The organism is Mycobacterium sp. PTI7, from assembly GCF_056679845.1.
In genome coordinates this window covers 2,883,093-2,901,208 of record NZ_CM155252.1, presented here as the reverse complement: position 1 = coordinate 2,901,208, position 18,116 = coordinate 2,883,093, and the positions used below count along the sequence as shown (strand labels likewise).

General features: G+C 68.2%; 18 protein-coding genes. 6 read left to right on the top strand and 12 right to left on the bottom strand.

The annotated features are described in order from the left end of the window. The first annotated feature begins 1 nt into the window (after position 1). Together AC1MEY_RS13900 and AC1MEY_RS13895 are read left to right on the top strand one after the other, a co-directional pair. Entirely contained in the window at positions 2-964 is a 963-nt protein-coding gene (locus AC1MEY_RS13900; RefSeq protein ID WP_480231169.1) for an enoyl-CoA hydratase/isomerase family protein, read from the top strand. Between the two features lie 7 nt (positions 965-971). Continuing rightward, positions 972-3,395 (top strand): CaiB/BaiF CoA transferase family protein, encoded by a 2,424-nt coding sequence (locus tag AC1MEY_RS13895; RefSeq protein WP_480231168.1) that lies wholly within the window; start codon positions 972-974, stop codon positions 3,393-3,395. Between the two features lie 268 nt (positions 3,396-3,663). Here the strand turns inward: AC1MEY_RS13895 and AC1MEY_RS13890 are convergent, their stop codons facing one another. From AC1MEY_RS13890 to AC1MEY_RS13870, 5 genes are all read right to left on the bottom strand, one after another. Next, positions 3,664-3,891, bottom strand: a complete 228-nt coding sequence (locus tag AC1MEY_RS13890; protein ID WP_480231167.1) for a hypothetical protein — start codon at positions 3,889-3,891, stop codon at positions 3,664-3,666. A 178-nt stretch (positions 3,892-4,069) separates the two neighbouring features. Beyond that, on the bottom strand, positions 4,070-5,320 hold the full coding sequence (locus AC1MEY_RS13885; RefSeq protein ID WP_480231166.1) for a hypothetical protein: 1,251 nt from the start codon (positions 5,318-5,320) through the stop codon (positions 4,070-4,072). A gap of 4 nt (positions 5,321-5,324) precedes the next feature. Continuing rightward, a complete protein-coding gene (locus AC1MEY_RS13880; protein ID WP_480231165.1) occupies positions 5,325-6,131 on the bottom strand; it encodes a lysophospholipid acyltransferase family protein in 807 nt (268 codons plus the stop codon). 12 nt (positions 6,132-6,143) lie between these two features. After that, positions 6,144-6,980, bottom strand: a complete 837-nt coding sequence (locus AC1MEY_RS13875) for a mycofactocin-coupled SDR family oxidoreductase (protein WP_480231164.1) — start codon at positions 6,978-6,980, stop codon at positions 6,144-6,146. Positions 6,981-7,215: 235 nt separating this feature from the next. Continuing rightward, complete coding sequence (locus AC1MEY_RS13870) at positions 7,216-7,866, bottom strand: TetR/AcrR family transcriptional regulator (RefSeq protein ID WP_480231163.1); 651 nt, start codon at positions 7,864-7,866, stop codon at positions 7,216-7,218. Between the two features lie 239 nt (positions 7,867-8,105). On the opposite strand from AC1MEY_RS13870, the gene AC1MEY_RS13865 reads away from it, so the two are divergent. From AC1MEY_RS13865 to AC1MEY_RS13855, 3 genes are read left to right on the top strand one after another with little or no spacing between them, the layout of a single operon-like run. Next, positions 8,106-9,293: an acyl-CoA dehydrogenase family protein gene (locus AC1MEY_RS13865; RefSeq protein ID WP_480231162.1), complete on the top strand. Its 1,188-nt coding sequence runs from the start codon at positions 8,106-8,108 to the stop codon at positions 9,291-9,293. A 33-nt stretch (positions 9,294-9,326) separates the two neighbouring features. Further along, positions 9,327-9,962 carry a TetR/AcrR family transcriptional regulator gene (locus AC1MEY_RS13860; RefSeq protein WP_480231161.1) on the top strand — a complete coding sequence of 212 codons (636 nt, stop codon included), beginning with the start codon at positions 9,327-9,329 and terminating at the stop codon, positions 9,960-9,962. Further along, positions 9,959-10,612, top strand: a complete 654-nt coding sequence (locus AC1MEY_RS13855) for an enoyl-CoA hydratase-related protein (protein ID WP_480231160.1) — start codon at positions 9,959-9,961, stop codon at positions 10,610-10,612. The genes AC1MEY_RS13860 and AC1MEY_RS13855 overlap by 4 nt, the downstream gene beginning before the upstream one ends. 7 nt (positions 10,613-10,619) lie before the next feature. Here the strand turns inward: AC1MEY_RS13855 and AC1MEY_RS13850 are convergent, their stop codons facing one another. The 7 genes from AC1MEY_RS13850 to AC1MEY_RS13820 are packed head-to-tail and all read right to left on the bottom strand — an operon-like array spanning position 10,620 to position 16,433. Continuing rightward, the gene (locus tag AC1MEY_RS13850) at positions 10,620-11,390 is read right to left on the bottom strand and encodes an acyl-CoA dehydrogenase family protein (protein WP_480231475.1); all 771 of its coding nucleotides are present in this window, start codon (positions 11,388-11,390) and stop codon (positions 10,620-10,622) included. 50 nt (positions 11,391-11,440) lie between these two features. Next, positions 11,441-12,580, bottom strand: coding sequence for an acyl-CoA dehydrogenase family protein (locus AC1MEY_RS13845; protein WP_480231159.1), 1,140 nt, complete (start codon positions 12,578-12,580; stop codon positions 11,441-11,443). Next, positions 12,577-13,029: a nuclear transport factor 2 family protein gene (locus AC1MEY_RS13840; RefSeq protein ID WP_480231158.1), complete on the bottom strand. Its 453-nt coding sequence runs from the start codon at positions 13,027-13,029 to the stop codon at positions 12,577-12,579. Before AC1MEY_RS13840 ends, AC1MEY_RS13845 begins: the two co-directional genes overlap by 4 nt. Continuing rightward, positions 13,016-14,248, bottom strand: coding sequence for a metal-dependent hydrolase family protein (locus AC1MEY_RS13835; protein WP_480231157.1), 1,233 nt, complete (start codon positions 14,246-14,248; stop codon positions 13,016-13,018). The genes AC1MEY_RS13840 and AC1MEY_RS13835 overlap by 14 nt, the downstream gene beginning before the upstream one ends. A 2-nt stretch (positions 14,249-14,250) precedes the next feature. Then, entirely contained in the window at positions 14,251-14,580 is a 330-nt protein-coding gene (locus tag AC1MEY_RS13830; protein WP_480231156.1) for a hypothetical protein, read from the bottom strand. Then, complete coding sequence (locus tag AC1MEY_RS13825) at positions 14,573-15,901, bottom strand: SRPBCC family protein (RefSeq protein WP_480231155.1); 1,329 nt, start codon at positions 15,899-15,901, stop codon at positions 14,573-14,575. The genes AC1MEY_RS13830 and AC1MEY_RS13825 overlap by 8 nt, the downstream gene beginning before the upstream one ends. Before the next feature lies 1 nt (position 15,902). Further along, positions 15,903-16,433 carry a carboxymuconolactone decarboxylase family protein gene (locus AC1MEY_RS13820; RefSeq protein ID WP_480231154.1) on the bottom strand — a complete coding sequence of 177 codons (531 nt, stop codon included), beginning with the start codon at positions 16,431-16,433 and terminating at the stop codon, positions 15,903-15,905. 292 nt (positions 16,434-16,725) lie between these two features. Here AC1MEY_RS13820 and AC1MEY_RS13815 point away from each other — a divergent pair, with 292 nt between their 5' ends. Further along, complete coding sequence (locus AC1MEY_RS13815; RefSeq protein WP_480231153.1) at positions 16,726-18,018, top strand: amidohydrolase family protein; 1,293 nt, start codon at positions 16,726-16,728, stop codon at positions 18,016-18,018. Positions 18,019-18,116 lie beyond the last annotated feature (98 nt).

Here is an 18,116-nt window from a genome sequence, read left to right as displayed (position 1 = left end):
CATGGCGAAGAACAAGCGGCCGGCGGCCGAGGACATCATCCGCTACGAGAAGGACCCGGCGACCAAGATCGCCACCATCACGTTCGACCGGCCCGACTTCCTCAACGCGCCGACCTCGGATGCCCGGCTGCGGTACGCCGACGTGGTCCGGGCGGCGAGCGTGGACGACGACGTCAAGGTGGTGATCATCCGCGGCGTGGGTGAGAACCTCGGCAGCGGAGCCGATCTGCCCGAATTCACGGAGGGCATCGACGAACCGGAGAAGCGGCTGCGCGAACTGCGGGTCGACGATCCCGGTCTCGGCGTCAACTATCCACCGAAGAACACGTTCCGCAACGGCGCCACGATCAGCGGCTGGTACGCCAACGTGCAGGCGGGCAACCGGCCGCTGCAGGAACTGAAGAAGATCAGCATCGTCGAGGCCAAGGGGTACTGCTACGGCTGGCACTTCTACCAGTGCGCCGACGCCGATCTCGTCATCTCCTCGGACGACGCGCTGTTCGGTCACCCGTCGTTCCGCTACTACGGGTGGGGTCCGCGCATGTGGACCTGGGTGCAGATGATGGGGCTGCGCAAGTTCCAGGAGATGGTCTTCACCGGGCGGCCGTTCACGGCCGAGGACATGGAGAAGTGCAACTTCCTCAACAAGGTGGTCGCCCGCGACGACCTCGAGGCCGAGACGCAGAAGTACGCGCTGGCCTGTGCCCGGAACCGCCCCGTCGACACCGTCTACATGCAGAAGGTCTTCTTCGAGATCTACAAGCAGCACCAGGGCGAGTACATGGGCAGCCTCCTGAGTGCGTTCTTCGAGTCGATGGGCAGCGGCGTCGCGAACGACGACGCCAATGACCTCGACATGATGGAGTCCATCGACACCGGTCTGTCGGCGGCGGTCAACGCCAACGACGACAAGTTCCCACCGGACTTCCGGCTCAGCAAGAAGAATCGCAAGAAGTCCAAGTAGTCGACCCGTGACGGCCCCTCTCGACGGATACGTCGTCGTCGACCTGTCCACCGGCGTCCCGGGCGCCTACTGCACCAAGCTGCTCGCCGACGGTGGCGCCGACGTCGTGAAGGTCGAGGCGCCCCAGGGCGATCCGTTGCGCGACTGGTCGGCCTCGGGCGCGGACACCGCGGGAGACGGCGCCCTGTTCGCCTTCCTGTCCGGCGGGAAGCGAAGCATGGTCGCCGATCCCGCCGATCCCGCCGACCTCGCCCTGGTCGACGGGTTGCTCGCCATCGCCGACGCCGTCGTCTGGTCACGGGGTTCCCTCGTCGCCGAGCACGATTGGTTCCACCCCGACGCGGTGCACCGCCGTCACCCCCACCTCGTGGTCACCTCGATCACGCCGTTCGGCCTCACCGGGCCGTGGCGGGACCGGCCGGCCACCGAGTTCACCCTGCAGGCCTGGTCGGGCGGGGCCATCGGGATCGGCCGGGGTTCCCAGGATCGGGCGCCGGTCCACGTCGGCGGACAGGTGGGCGACTGGCTGGCCGGCGCCTACGCGGCAGCGATGACGCTGGCGTTCCGCCACCGGGGGCTGCGCGACGGTACGGGCGAGCTGATCGATCTGTCGATGCTCGAGGTCCAGATACTGGGCCTCACCTACTATCCGGTGACCTACCAGGAGATGCTCGGCCGCCCGTGGCGCACCGAGCGCAGGCCGACCGTGCCCGGGGTCGCGCAGGCCGCCGACGGTCTCGTCGCGCTCGGCTGCGGCACCGCGCAGCAGTGGTTCGACCTGTGCGCGATGTCCGGCCACGACGAGTGGATCGACGAGGAGTCGTCGCTGACCATCACCGAGCAGGCCAACCTGCACGCCGAGGACCTCTACGCCTGGCTGCGGGAGCAGAAGGTCGACGAGGTCCGGGACCTGGCCTCGGCGTTCCGCATCCCGAACTCGCCGGTGGGCAACGGCGCGAACGTCACCACGCTGGACCACTACGTCGAGCGCGGCGCATTCGTGCCCAACCCACGCGGCGACTTCGTCCAACCCAACCACCCCTACCGGCTGCGCGGGATCGCGTTGCGGCCACCGCGGCCGGCGCCACGGCTGGGCGAACACACCGGGGAGGTCGGAGCCGCACCCGGTGCGTCCAGGCGGACTGCCGCGGCCGCGGACCGGCGAGACCCGTTGCCGTTCAGCGGCCTCCGCGTGCTGGACATGACCACGTTCTGGGCGGGCCCGTCGTGCACGCACGCGCTCGCGATGCTCGGTGCCGAGGTGATCCACCTGGAGTCGACGGCCCGCCCGGACGGCACGCGCCTGATCGCGGGCATCCCGGCGACCGAGGACCAGTGGTGGGAACGGTCCCCGATCTTCTCGGCACTCAACACGAACAAGCTGGGCCTCGTGCTCGACTTCCAGACCGACGCGGGCCGGGACGTGTTGCGGCGCCTGGTGTCCACCTGCGACGTGATCGTGGAGAACTTCACCCCGCGGGTGATCGACCAGATCGGCTTGGACTTCGCCGCCGTCCGCGAGCTCCGCAGCGACATCGTCATGCTGCGGATGCCCGGCTTCGGCCTGGACGGACCGTGGCGCGACAATCCCGCGTTCGCCTACATCATCGAGGACGCGTCCGGGTTGAGTTGGCGCACCGGGTATCCCGATCGCAACCCCTACGAGCCGTACTCGATCGGCGACCCCAACGCGGGCATCCACGCGATGATCGCGCTGCAGCTCGCCCTGGAGCATCGGCGTCGCACGGGGGAGGGGGTGCTCGTCGAGGCGGCCATGGTCGACGCGGCACTGAACGTCGCCGCCGAACAGGTCATCGAGTACACCGCCTACGGGGCACTGCTGCACCGCGACGGGAATCGCGGGCGCGCCGCGGCACCGCAGAACCTCTACCGGGTGGCGGGCGTCGACGAGTTCGGCCGGGAGGACTGCTGGGTGGCGGTCGCGGTGGCGACCGACCAGCAGTGGGATGCGCTGTGCGGGGCCATCGGCCGGCCCGCGTGGGCCGAGGATCCGGCGCTGCGTCACGCGGCCGGCCGGCGCAGCGGTCACGACGCGATCGACGAGCACCTCTCGGCGTGGTGCTCGTCCCGCAGTGGCGACGAGGTGGTCGACACACTGTGCGCCGCGGGCGTCCCCGTCGCCAAGGTGATGCAACCACACCGCCAGACGGAGATCGACCAGCTGGCGCACCGCGGATTCTTCGAGCGGGTGGAGCATCCGGTCAACCCGACGGCGTCCCACAGCACGCTGCCGATCCGACTGGAGAACGGGCCGGCGTCGTTCCACCGGTCCCCGGCGCCACTGCTCGGCGAGCACACCCGCGCTCTGCTCGCGGGCCTCGGCCTCACCGACGACGAGATCCGCGTCCTGGCCACCGACCGCGTGATCGGTACCGCGCCGGGGCCGGGCGGCCGCCGGTCGAAGGCCTGACGCCGATCGGCTCCGGCAAACATCTGTATCGGCCATACCGGTGGCCGTCGCGCCCGGCAAGTCCTTCATGTCGAACGCACACATTTCGTTTAAACCGGACTCATATCGAATTCATGGAATGTCGCGATCGTCACTCGACATTCGTCCGTGAATTCGCATGACGGCCATTTCTGGTGAATGCGAAGAGCCGCGGAATCGTTCCATTTCGGAACGGTTCCGCGGCTCTGGGTGTCGCGGTGGGTGGTCTCGCGCCCCCACGCGCACGGGGTCAGTCGAAGAACATGAACGGCGCCGGCGACGAGAACTGGCCGTAGCTGCGCGGCGGCGATACCGCGTCGGGGCTGGCATCGATGTGCACGTGACCGTCACGCTGGGTGATGGTCGATCCGGTGGCGGTGATGTCGGTGATGGGCGCGGCCATGGCTCCGGGTGCGGCGGCGATGGCGGCGGCGGCCGCTCCGGAGGCGAGGAGCGTGGCCATGTAGCGGATCTTCATTTTGTTTCTCCCTGGGTAGGTAATGCGGTGGTATTCGGTGCCTCCGGCGAATCGTTCCGGCGGCTACGAGTTCCAATCTATTCGCATTCCAGGAGTGCGCCACCATTTCATAGGAGACGCACATGACCGGGGATCTGCCGCCGGAGCGGTCGATCCTGGCAAACCCAACGCCGTGAGGTCAGGCCTCGAACGGGTCGAGCATCCGACCGAGGCCGTGGGTGTGCCAGAGGTTGAGCACGTTGGTCAGCATCTGCAGCCGGCAGCGCACGCTCTCCACGTCCCGGATGGAGGCGTCGGTCCGGGTGGTGGCCGCGCTGAGGGCGGGAACCGTGGAGCGGATGTGAGCGGGCACGTCGAGCAGCCACGTCATGCCCATGACCGACGCGTACAGGAGCACGTGGCTCACCACGAGGTCGACGTCGATGGACCCGCCGCCGCAGCGCACGAACTCGTCGCCGAACGCCCTGCACAGGTCGATCAGATGCTCGTCCCACAGCGCGGTCTCGGCGCCGGACATCGCGCCCCAGATCGCCATGGCCACGTTCATGCGGCCGACACCGCCCCAGTCGAGCAGACCGCAGCGGAGGTGCCCGTCGGGTCCGCGCCAGAACCATGCGTTGTCCACGTTGGCATTCCAGTGACAGAGTGCGACGAGGCCGGGGTGGGCACGCAGTTCCCGCCAGATGCGTCCCTCGTGGGCCAGCAGTCGCGGGAGGTGGTCGCGCAGACCCGAGCGGAACGCCGCGGTCCGCAGGTGGTCGGGCAGCAGGCCCGGATGGGCGTCCGCGAAGTCGGCGAGCCGGTCGATTCGACGGAGCAGACGTTCGCCGTCGAGCATCGGCGGTTCGCCGACCGACGGCTCGTCCGCGTCGAGATCGTGGACGAGCGGTACGGCACGGTCCGACCCGGCGAGCCGCGCGACCGAGGTGATCAACGCACGGTAGTGGCCGATCTGATCGTGCATGTCGTAGTCGGCACACTTGAGGTGCTGCGGCTCGATTCCGTTGCGTCCGAACGGGATGCGCTCGCTGACGAGGATCCCGGTGCCGGACTCGCGGTGGTAGTCGGCGAACATCGCGGCGGGCACGGTGATCGGGAAGTCCGGTCGGGAGGAGGCCGCGGCGAACGCGACCTCGGGCGCCATCTGGGTGCGGCCGTGGTCGCGCGCCGGATCGGTCAGGTCGCGGGAGAACTTGACGAACAGCTCCGTGCTCGGGCCCGGCGTCCGATAGTCCACCGTCAGCATCACCTTGCGTCCGGTGCTGCCACCCGCGACGTCGACGACTCCGGTGACGGCGGCGACCTCGTCGTCCTCCGACAGCGAGCCGAACCGGCGGAAGGCGTCGGTGAGGAAGCGCGTGCCGCCGTCGAGGAGTGCGGCGGGGTCGGCGGGGATGGGTAGCGCCGTCGTGTCACCGGGGACCCACACGGGGTCAGCCGATGATCGGGAAGCGCCGCTTGCGCGCCAGTTCGTCGAGCGCGGACTGCATCATCGACCGTACGTAGACGTCGACCTCGGCCACGTCGGGATCGGGTCCGAACCGTGCCACCACGTCGATCGGCTCGAGGACCTGCGTGACGATCTTCGTGGGGAGCGGGATGTTGGGCGGGATCAGGACGCTGAAGCCGAACGGGAAGCCGAACGTGACGGGGAGGATGTCCATCCGGATCTTCGGCAGACCGAGGAGTTTCGCCAGCCGGTTGCCGCGGGTGAGGAACAGCTGGCCCTCCTGGCCGCCGATCGACACCGCGGGCACGATCGGCACGTCGGCGTCGATCGCGGTGCGCACGTATCCGGTGCGGCCGCCGAAGTCGACGACCGCATCCTGGTGGGTCGGACGGTAGGAGTCGTAGTCCCCGCCCGGGAAGACCAGCACCACGCCACCGAAGGCCAGTGCGGCGGCGGCGTTCTCGGGGCTCGCCTCGATCACCCCGACCTTGGGCATCAGGTCGCCGAGCGGCCCCATCACGACGCCGTAGTGCGCGAGCGTGACGAGGGGCCGGTCGTAGCCGAAGCGGCGGTAGAAGGCGGTGCCGAACAGCAGCACGTCCGGCGTCAGCATCCCGCCGGAGTGGTTGGACACCACCAGTGCGCCGCCGGTCGCGGGAAACGCGTCGAGACCGTGTGTCTCGGCGCGGAACCAGGAGCGCAGGACGGGTCCCACCCGCTCGACGACCTGCCGGGTGACGGTCGCGCTGAACTTCTCGAGTCCGCCGGGCTGCGGATCGTCGGCGGGCATCGGGCTACGTCGCTACTTGAGGCAACTGCCACCGTCGACGGGCAGCGTGACACCGGTGATGAAGCGCGCCTCGTCGGAGGCGAGGAACAGCACCGCGTTCGCGATGTCCTCGGGCTCCACCCAGCCGATGGGCAGCGTGTGCATCATCTGGCCGACCACCTTCATGTCGTCCGGGCCCGGGTTCTCGAGGTCCGGCCGGAAGAGCCGCATCGTGGGCTCGTTCATGAACAGCGGTGTGTTGACGTTGGTGGGGTGCACCGAGTTGACGCGGATGTTCTGGGCGCCGAGTTCCACGGCGAAGGTGCGCATCAGGCCGACGACACCGTGCTTGGCGGCGACGTAGTGACCGGTGTGCGGGTAGGCCTTGAGGCCGCCGACCGAACTCGTCAGGATGATGGATCCGCCGCGACCGCCCTCGATGATGTGCGGCACACCGGCTTTGACGGTCTTCCACACGCCGGACAGGTTGACGGCGATCATGTCGTCCCAGTCGCCCTCGCTGGTCTTGTCGAGGGTCTGGCCGCCGTTGCCGATGCCGGCGTTGGCCACGATGACGTCGAGCCTGCCGAACTCCTCGACGCCGGCGTCGACGGCGGCCTTGAGGCCGTCGAAGTCACGGGTGTCGACCTCGGCGGTGAAGACCCGGCGGTCGAGATTCTTGACCAGGTCGGCGGTTTCGGCGAGGTCCTCGGGATTGGCCAGCGGGATCAGCACGCTGTCGATCTGCTTGCAGATGTCGACGGCGATGATGTCGGCGCCCTCCTGCGCCATCCGCACGGCGTGTGCGCGACCCTGTCCACGCGCCGCACCGGTGATGAATGCGACCTTGCCCTCTAACCGCCCTGCCATGCGAACCTCTGCTCTGTGTGGGGTCACGTGCTGCTGTGCACTTGCTCAGCACTCTGTCATCGCGCGTCCCATTGTGTCAACGCTCACACGCGTGCGGGCCGTTTGTACCGATCGCTTAGAGTTGGGCGCGATGGTCCGAAAGATGAAGCGCGAAACTGGTTCTGGCGCGGTGAATCGCCCACGCGGTGACGCGGGTGGACGAAGCGGTTCGACCGTGGGGAGGCGAGGTTTTCGGCTAGTCGGCGGCGAAGCCGCGGGCGCAGAAGTCCCACACCTCGTCCGCGGAGATCGGCTTGTTGGTGCCGTCGTCGGTGCCGCTGGACTGCGCCACGAACATCACCGTCTGCATCGTCATCGCGGCGATTCGACGCGGATTGACCTCCGGGCGTAGGGCACCCGCTGCCGACGCCTCCTCCATCAACTCCGTGAGGAGCACCACGAGGGGGGCGTGCGCGATCTTGACCTCGGCGGGATGGGAGACCAGCAGGCGCGGCGCGAAATCGGTGAACAGGGGCCGCTTGGCGGCCGGATCCGGTCGTGACGACTCGAACAGGAGTTGGACGGCGACCTTGAGTCGTTCCATCGGATCGGTGTGGCCGGCGGTGGCGGCACGGATCTGCTCGGCCGATCGGCTGAGTGCGTCCTCGAAGAGGGCGAGCAGCAGTTCGTGCTTGCCGTCGAACTGGAGGTAGAAACTACGCAGCGACTGCTTCGAGCGGTCGACGACCTCCTGGACGGTGAAGTCGGTGCTGCCCTTCTCGATGATGATCGCCTGCGCGGCGTCGAGGAACCGCTGGACCCGCTGAGCGGCGCGCAACTTGGCCGTCTTGATCGATCTTTCGACCGCCCGCTGCTTCCAGGCCGGCTCTTCGCTGGGGCTCGTCACCAGCGGCTCGTGCGCAGGGAGATGGGGTAAAGCATGGAGGAACTGTACCGGAGACTCCTGGGACATAGTGGTCCGAGACCCCCTCTCGACCGACGTGTCGGAGATTGTAACTTCCTCATCATGAGAATAGTATTCTCATCTACGCCTTTTATGAAGAGCTACCCGAAAGGCGCATTTCCGCCCCGCCGGGACGCATCGCCGGTCTCCCCGGGGTGCCACCACCCACGCCCGGGAGTGCCGTGCAACTGACCTTCGACGCCGACCTCGAGGCCTTCCGCGCGGAGTTCGTGGCGTTCCTCGACGACCATCGGCCGACGGACGCCGAGGCGCTGGAACGCCCGCGCTCGTCGTCGCACCTGCCCGACTGGGCCAGGCGTTGGCAGCGGCTGCTGTTCGACGCCGGCTGGCTGGTCCCGGGGTATCCGCCCGAGTTCGGCGGTCGCAACGCGACGATCCTGCAGCAGTACGTGCACCAGATCGAACTGTCCCGCCGCCGGATGGTGCCGAGCTTCAACTCCCAGGGCGTCGGGATCATCGCCGCGTCGCTGATCACGTTCGGGACGCCGGAGCAGAAGCGGGACTGGGCGATTCCGATCCTGCGAGGCGACGTGACGGCAGCCCTCGGCATGAGCGAACCCGGCGCCGGCTCCGACCTCGCGTCGTTGCGCACGCGTGCGGTCCGTTCGACGGATGCCGACGGCGACCACTTCGTGGTCGACGGCCAGAAGGTCTGGACGTCCGGCGCACACGACTCCGACGTGCTGCTGACCTTCGTCCGCACGAATCCCGACGTGCCCAAGCACCGGGGGATCAGCGTGCTGCTCATCCCCACTGCGGCGCCCGGCGTCACGTGCCGGCCGTTCGCCTCGGCGGCGGACCCGGACGAGATGGACTTCAACGAGGTCTTCTTCAGTGACGTCCGCGTCCCCGCCGCGAACCTCGTCGGCGAACTCGACCAGGGCTGGTCGGTGGCGAGCGGATCCCTCGGGCACGAGCGGAACATGCTGTGGCTCAGCTATGCCGACCGGCTGGCCGATCTCCTCGAGGACTGGCGCCCGGGTACGGAGGTCGAGCGGGACCGGTACGCCACTCTCGCGATGGACAACCAGGCTCTCCGACTCCTCGGCTCGGCGGCCATCGCCCGCGCCGCCCGCGGCGACGAGGACGTCGCCGCACTGTCGGTGCTCAAGTTGATGGGCGCCGAGACCGGACAGGGCGCCGCCGAGCACGCGCTGAACGCCCACGGTGCGGACGGACTCATTCATCCTGCGTCGTCGACGCGGTTCGTGGCACTCAACCACGACGGCTACGCGGGCAGTTGGTTCGACCGCTACATCCGCTCGTTCGCGGGCACGATCGCCGGTGGCACCTCGGAGATCCAGCGCAACATCATCGCCCAGCGGGTGCTCGGACTCCCTCGCGGCTGAGTTACGGAGCGGATGCTCTGTTACGGTGGCGGCATGGCCCGCCCGCGTCTGTACGACCCCGACGTCGTGCTCGACGCCGCCGAGTCGCTGGCGGTCGACGGCGGCCCCGGTGCCGTGACCATCCGGGCCGTGGCCGCCGCCGCCGGGGTCTCCAACGGGGCCATCTATCACTCCTTCGAGTCCCGCGCCGCGCTCGTCGCCCGCACCTGGCTGCGCGCCGCCCGCCGCTTCCTCGCGCTGCAGTCCGAGCTGGTGGAATCGGCTCTGGCAGCCGGTGTTCCGATCGATGCCGTCGTCGCTGCCGCCGACGCACTCGCGATCTTCGCCGACCGGTCGCCCCGGTCGGCCCGACTCCTCGCCTCGGTCAGCCGTGACCAGCTCGTCGGCGCCGGCGCACCCGCCGAGGTGGACGCCGAACTGGTGGCGGTGGACCGCGTACTGGTCGACCTGCTGATCCGCCTCGCCGTGGCCGTGTGGGACCGCCGCGACGCCGCCGCCGTCGACGTGATCACGACCTGCGTGGTGGATCTGCCGACGGCCATCCTGCTCGCGCGCACGCGTCTCGACGACACGACTGCCCGCATCCAGCTTCGGGAGGCGGTACGCGCCGTCCTCGCCGTCGGACCACCGTCCCGCACCGCCCGACCATCAAGGAGTCACCGACGATGACGATCAGCCTCACCACGACCGACCACATCGCCTACGTGGACCTGGGATCCGACGAGAACCGCTTCTCGCCGGACTTCCTCGACCGCGCCGAGGCCATCCTCGACGAGGTGGTCGCCTCGGACGCGCACGCCCTGGTCACCACGGCCACCGGCAAGTTCTACTCGAACGGGCTGGACTTGGATTGGCTGCTCGCACACGGTGATCAGACCACCTGGTACGTCGGCCGTGTGCAGGCCCTGCTGGCGCGCGTGTTGACCCTTCCGATCCCGACGGCGGCCGCGGTGACGGGGCACGGCTTCGGGGCCGGCGCCATGCTCGCCATGGCCCACGACTACCGCGTGATGCGCGCTGACCGCGGCTACTTCTGCTTCCCCGAGGTCGACATCCACATCCCGTTCACCCCCGGGATGGCTGCGCTGATCCAGGCGAAGCTCTCGCCACGGGCCGCCGTCGCATCCATGACGACCGGTCGGCGGTTCGGCGGCGAGGACGCCGCAGCGATCGGCCTCGTCGACGCGTCGGCAGCCGAGGGGGACGTCGTGGGTGCCGCCACCGATCTGGTGGCGGCCATCGGCGCGAAGGACCGCGGCACGATGGGGGCCATCAAGGCCACCATGTTCGGCGCGGCGGTCACCGCGCTGACCACCTGACCGGTGCTTACAGCGTCGCGAGACGCGGCACGGAGCCGCGGGCGCGTAGACCCGCACCGGCGCGCTTGGTGAGTTCCCGTGAGCTGCCGAGCAGTCCGTCGAGGACCAGTGCGCGCTGCACGTGGTGGTGCAGTGCGTGCTCCGCGGTGAAGCCGATGCCCCCGAGCACCTGCTGGCAGTTCTTGGCCGCCGTCAGTGCGGCCTTGCCCGCGGCCGCCTTGGCCAGCAGCGCGGTGAGGTCGGGGTTGTCGACGCCGGACAGGCCGAGCGTCGCTTCGGCGCCCTCGATGGCGACCAGCGTCTCCGCGAGCCGGTGCCGAACGGCCTGGAACGATGCGATCGGCTTGCCGAACTGCTCGCGGTCCAGCGCATGTCGGCAGGCCAGGGTCAGCATCGCCCGTGCGGTACCGACCAGCCACCATCCCACTGCGCGACGGGCATCGGGCAGGCGCAGGTGACCGCCCTCGTCCACGGGATGCAGGGGCAGCCCGCCGAGCGCGGTGCTCGCCGGTTCCCTGGCGTAGTCCCATTCCACCCAGCCGCCGCCGGCGAAGGGCAGCGCCGGCGTCAGACCCTCCTCGCGGCCTGCGGTCAGGAGGACGACGTCGTTGAGAACCGAGGCGTGCGAACCCGTCTCGCCGAGCAACCGGAACACCAGGGGTATCGCCTGGTCGGACATCTCGGCGAGCATGTCGGCCCAGCCGAGATCGGCCAGCGCGGAATCCAGCTTCGGACCGGACGCGGCGAGCATGCTCTTGCGCAGTGCGTCCTCGAGCATTCCGAGGGAGTCCGGATCCGAGCGGTCGGACGTCGAGGGACCTGACACGGTCACTCCTTCCCGAGGTCGAGCAGGCGACGGGCGATGATGTTGCGCTGCACCTCGGCGGTACCGCCGTAGATGCTCGCCGCCCGTGAGTACAGGTACTCCGTACGCCACGCCGAGTCGTCGAGTTCGACGGCGCCGGGCAGCAGGTCGTGGACCGTGTCGTACAGCGTCTGCTCCGCGCCGGCCAGCAGCACCTTGTCGATCGAGGTGTCGGGCCCGAGTTTCGCCCCGTCGGCCAGACGGTGCTGCGTCGCCCGCGAGCGGCAGCGCAGCGTGTGCAGCGCCAGGTACGCCTCGCCCATCTCGGCGTCCGCGGCCGCGCCGAGTTCCCGGACGTCGGTGACCAGTGCGTCGAGGCGCGAGTAGAGGTGGGCGATGCGCTGCCAGAAGCACGTCGATCGTTCGTACGGCAGCAGGTCCATCGCGAGTTGCCAACCGTCACCGGGATTCCCGAGCATGCGGTCGGCCGACACCTCGACGTCGTCGAAGTAGACCTCGCAGAACTCGTCGACCCCGTGCATGGTGCGCAGCGGCCGCACGTCGACGCCGGGGGAGTCCATGTCGACGAAGAACGCGGTCAGGGCGGCGTGGTTGGGTGTGGAGCGGTCGCCGGTCCGGGTGAGCAGGATGCAGCGCTTCGCGTACTGCGCGTAACTGGTCCACACCTTCTGCCCGTTGATCACCCAGCGGTCGCCCCGCTGCTCGGCCTTGGTGGAGAGCGACGCCAGGTCACTTCCGGATCCCGGTTCGGAGAAGCCCTGACACCAGGTCTCCCTACCGGACAGCAGCAGCGGCACCATCTCGGCGGCGAGTTCGGGCCGGGCGTAGTCGATCATCGTCGGCGTCAGCACCTCGAGCATCGAGTACGGCCCCGGCTCGTCGAGCCCGCGACCGACGATCTCCTCGCCGACGATCGCGCGCAGGATCATCGGCCCGCCGAGTCCGCCCGCGGATTCCGGCCAGCCCCACCGCATCCAGCCCGCGTCGTACAGGGCGCCCAGGACGCGCTGGTGCTGGGCCTGGTGCGCGTCGAGGGAGTGGTCACCCGGCGGCGGCGTCAGGTCGTTCTCGGCCAGCCACGCGACGAGGCGGGAGCGGAAGTCGGTCGTGGACGGGGCGTCGGTGCTCGCGTCGGTGGTCATCCCGCCTCCGGCCTGCCGATCGCGTGCGGGCGGCCGGAATCGTGGTCGCCGTTGCGCCGGATGAACGTCATGGCCCTCGTCTTCAGTCGCCACCCGTCGTCGGTGCGCAGGTACTCGTCGCGGTAGTACCCGATGCGCATGTCGTGCGTGGAGTGCTCGACGAAGCACAGCGGCTGCGTGCCGGTCGCCCGGTCCGGATCGTCGCCGTCGAGGTTCACCAGCGAGGTGCCCGTCATGAAGAGCCCGCTGGGCGCGGCGGCGACCAGTTCGGGGAAGCGGGCCAGGGTGTAGGTGGACCCGAAGGCGCTGTAGGTGCCGTCGGGCGTGAAGACCTCGACGAGGCCCTCGACGTCGCCCTGGGTGATGGTGACCGCGTACTTCGCCAGGAGTTGCTGGATGTCGACGAGGTCCTCGGTGCGGTTCGTGCGCTGACTGTTAGGCACTGTCATGTCGGTAGACCTTACCGCCCTTCATTACAAAGTTGACACGCTGTGTAACGGAGATGTCCTCGAGTGGGTTGCCGGGCACCGCGATGACGTCGGCGAGGTAGCCCTCGGCGAGCCGGCCGAGATCGGTCCGGTTGATCAGCTCCGCGGCGACCACCGTGGCGGCGCGCAGCACGGCCGCCGGCGGCATGCCCCAGTCCACCAGGGTGACGAGTTCGTCGGCGTTCTTGCCGTGCGGGATGGCAGGTGCATCGGTGCCGACCGCGATCTTCACGCCCGCCTCGTAGGCCGCCTTGATCGACGTCCTCGCCTTCGGGAACATCTCGGCGGCCTTGTCCTGCAACTCCTTCGGCGCCTTCGACACGTCCATCGCCTCGGCGAGGCGGCGGGTGGTGACCAGGAACCGGTCGTTGTCGACGAGCATCTGGATGGCCTCGTCGTCCATCAGGAAGCCGTGCTCGATGCAGTCGATCCCGCACGCCACGGCGTGCTTCACGGCCTCGGCGCCGTGCGTGTGCGCGGCCACGCGCAGGCCGCGGCGGTGGGCCTCATCGACGATCGCGCGCAGTTCCTCGTCCGAATAGTGTTGTGCCCCTGCTTCTCCGGTCAGTGACATCACGCCGCCGGACACGCACACCTTGATCAGCTGGGCGCCGTGCTTGATCTGGTAGCGCACGGCCTTGCGGATCTCGTCGACGCCGTTGGCGATGCCCTCCTCGACCGTCAACTCCAGTGCGCCGGGCATGAAGGCGGCGAACATCGTGGGGTCGAGGTGGCCGCCGGTGGGCGTGATCGCGTGCCCGGCCGGGATGACGCGGGGTCCCTCGATCCAGCCCGCGTCGATGGCCTTGCCGAGCGCGACGTCGAGCAGATAGCCGCCGGTCTTCACGAACAGGCCGAGGTTGCGCACGGTGGTGAAGCCCGCACGCAGGGTGCGGCGGGCGTTGCCGACGGCGCGCAGCGTGCGGGTCGGCGGGTCGTCCTGGACCTGGGACAGACCGGGGTTCTCGCCCCGCCCGCCCATCAGGAGGTTGACCTCCATGTCCATCAGGCCGGGCAGCAGGATCGCGTCGCCGAGGTCGATGACCTCCGATCCCTCGGGCACGTCACCGCCCACGCCGACGATGACGTCACCGTCGACGTGGATCACCGCGGGCCGGACCAGTTCTCCGCTGTCGACGTCGACGTACCCCGCGGCCTTCAGTACCAGTGGTGAGGGCACGCTCAGACCACCGGCTCCTTGATGAGGTTGATGTAGGCGGCGCCGCTGTCGAGTACCCGCGGCTGCTTCCACACCTCGATCGGGAAGCTGACCATCACGATCGACTGGCCCAGGTGCACCAGCGCCTTGGCGTCCTCGGGCATCCCCTCGAGCGGGAAGCGCGCGTCGACGTAGACCATGATGTCCTCGAGGCGCGCCATGCCGGCGTCGTAGAACTCCTGCATCTCGGCCATCGTCGACTTGAGCCGCTTCTGGTAGCGCTCCTCCTCGGTGGGCAGGCACCAGTCGGCGAACCGCTCCAGGTCGGCGAACTCCTCGGGCAACTTAGACATGTGCGCTTTCCTTCTCATCGGCGGCGCGTGCGCCGTTCGCGGAACCGTTGGCGAGCGACGCCTTGTACCTGTCTACATACTGGTGGGCCGTCATGTGCAGGTGCCGCAGCAGGATCTCCTGATCGCAGAGCGGGAACTCCTTGACGATCCGCGTGCCGATCTGGGTCTGGGTGGCCTCCAGCGTGTTCGCGTCCTGGAACGCGTACTCCTTGAACGTCACCGCCGCCAGTTCCTGGGACAGCCGCTCGCGCAGGTTCTTCGGTGGCACGAAGTAGAGGTCGGCCTCGAAGATGTGCTTGTCGACCGCGGTCGGCCAGTAGTTGTAGGTGAGGTACCACCCCGGCGCCCAGAACAGCAGCGTGAAGTTCGGGAAGAACTCGAACGAGTCGGTGCCCCAACTCTTGTGGCGACCGGGGTTGATCGCCGGCGGCAACTCGTCGGGCAGGATGCCCTTGATGTCCGGGCGGTCCCACGGTCCGAACAGTCCGCTGTGCAGGATCTGCTCGATGGGCTTGACCATGTTGATGTCCTTGGGCGGCGACATGCCACCCCAGGACGAGACCATCGAGTGGTCGCCCTTGATGTCGTAGGCCAGCGCCTCGAAGCCGAACTTGGCCAGCTTCTCGGCCTCCTCCTTCTCCGCCTGCTTCATGTGCAGGATCGGCGCGTGATAGAACTCGGTGAACGCGTCGATGAAGAGCTTCCAGTTGGCGTTGATCTCCGAGCGGTAGCTGTAGTGCTCCGTCATCTCGTGGTACGGGTAGCCCTCCAGGCCCTCGCCGAACTCGCCGAGGTACTCGCGCAGCGGTGCGGCGTCGTCGTCGAGGTTGACGAAGATGAAGCCCTCCCAGACCTCGCAGCGCACCGACACCAGTCCGTAGTCGGCCTTGTCGACGTCGAAGAACTCGCCCTCCTGCTGGATGAAGGTGAGATCGCCCTTGAGCGAGTACCGCCAGGCGTGGTACTTGCACGTGAACTGACGGCAGGTGCCCGACACCTCCTCGCCCGGGTAGTCCGCCCACACCAGCTTGTTCCCGCGGTGTCGGCACATGTTGTAGAACGAGCGGATCTGCTCGCCGTCGTTGACGATGATGATCGACACGCCGGGACCGGCGGACGGCAGCTCGCGGGTGACGTAGTTGCCCTTCTTGGGGATCAACTCGACTCGGCCCATCTGCAGCCACGTCTTCTTGAAGATCGCCTGCTGTTCGAGCAGCCAGTGCTCGGGGTCGACCGAATCGGTGTAGTCGACCGGTGCCGTACCCAGTTCGGGCCAGTGCTCGGTCCAGCTACCCGCCTCGGGCTTCTGAAAGAAGGGCATGTCAGTTCTCCTGTTCCGGTACTACGCCAAAGGTGTTGAAGGCCATGGCCAGCAGGCCATAGCAGCCGACGGTGAAGACGAGATCCATGCGCTGCGGCTCGTCCAGGTGCTGGGACAGGACCGACCAGGTGGCGTCGGTCATGTTGGACTTCTCCTCGAGTTCGTCGACCGCGGTCACCACCGCCTGGTCGAACTCGTCGAGGCCCTCCCCTCGGGTGACCGCCTCGATGGCCTCGGCGGTCAGTCCGACCTCGGTGGCCATCGCGACGTGATGGGTCCACTCGTAGGCGCAGTCGCGGCGGTGCGCCACGCGCAGCGTCGCCAGTTCGCGGACGCGCGCGGGCAGCGTCGAGCCGAACAGCAGATAGACGTTGAAGCGGAGGAACGCGCGCGTCAGCTTCGGATTGCGGGCCAGGGTGGCCAGTGCCGCGCCGGGTTCGCGCCGTTCGAGGCGATCGGGCGAGAGCATGACCGACATCGCCTTGACGACGTTCTCGTCCCACTCGGCGGGCTCGATGGGGGTGACTCGCACGGCGTCCTCCTTCCGGTCGTGGCTGGCGCCTCTCGGCGATGAGAATCAGATTCTCATATTTGACCAACAGATTTCCACTTCTGGTCCGAATCGTCAACGAACTGGCCTGGAACCGGCCGTCGAGCAGGCACTTCCGCAAACCTCGCGGACGCCATCGGTGCAGCGTTCGCACCATGTGCTCGACGCCAGCACGTTGATTCTCGTACGGTGAGAGGATAGTTTCCATACGAAGAGAACGTGCGTCGAACACACCGCTTCGCGGGCGTCCGGGCGCCGACCGAAAGGAACGTCCGTGAACAAGGACGACATGATCTTGATCAGCGTCGACGACCACATCGTCGAGCCGCCGGACATGTGGGCGAATCATCTGCCCGCCAAGTACCGCGACGAGGCGCCGCGACTGGTGCACAACGCGGACGGTTCCGACACGTGGCAGTTCCGCGACATCGTCATCCCGAACGTCGCGCTGAACGCGGTCGCGGGCCGGCCGAAGGAGGAGTACGGCCTCGAACCGCAGGGCCTCGACGAGATCCGCAAGGGCTGCTTCGACGTCGACGAGCGGGTCAAGGACATGAACGCCGGCGGCATCCTCGGCTCGATGTGCTTCCCGTCGTTCCCCGGCTTCGCGGGACGGCTCTTCGCCACCGAGGACCCCGAGTTCTCCCTGGCGCTGGTCCAGGCCTACAACGACTGGCACGTCGAGGAGTGGTGTGGCGCCTACCCGGCGCGGTTCATCCCGATGACGCTGCCGGTGATCTGGGACGCCGAGGCCTGCGCGACGGAGGTGCGGCGCAACGCCGCCCGCGGGGTGCACTCCCTGACGTTCAGCGAGAACCCGGCGGCGATGGGGTATCCCAGCTTCCACGACGATTACTGGACGCCGCTGTGGGAGGCGCTGGTCGACACCGAGACCGTGCTCAACGTGCACATCGGCTCGTCGGGGCGGCTCGCGATCACCGCACCGGACGCGCCGATGGACGTGATGATCACGCTGCAGCCGATGAACATCGTGCAGGCCGCCGCCGATCTGCTGTGGTCGGCGCCCGTCAAGAAGTACCCCACGCTGAAGATCGCCCTGAGTGAGGGCGGCACCGGATGGATCCCGTACTTCCTCGAGCGCGTCGACCGCACCTACGAGATGCACTCCACGTGGACGCATCAGGACTTCGGCGGCAAGCTGCCGAGCGAGGTGTTCCGGGAGCACTTCCTGACGTGCTTCATCGCCGATCCGGTGGGAGTGACGCTGCGCAACCAGATCGGCGTCGACAACATCTGCTGGGAAGCGGACTATCCGCACTCCGACTCGATGTGGCCGGGCGCCCCGGAGCAGTTGCACGACGTGCTGACCGAGAACGCCGTGCCCGACGACGAGATCAACAAGATGACCTACGAGAACGCGATGCGTTGGTACAACTGGGATCCCTTCACGCACATCAGCAAGGAGCAGGCCACGGTCGGCGCGCTGCGCAAGGCCGCCGAGGGGCACGACGTGTCCGTCCAGGCGCTCTCCAAGCACGAGAAGAGCGGCACCAACTTCGCGGACTTCGCGGCCAACGCCAAGGAACTCACGGGGAACAAGGACTAGGTCCTCCGACGGTGCTCGCCGGTGCGGGGGACCGCGCCGACGAGCACTCTCGTGCGTTGTGATACATAGTCATTCGATGTTTCTAGGATGAGGAGAAC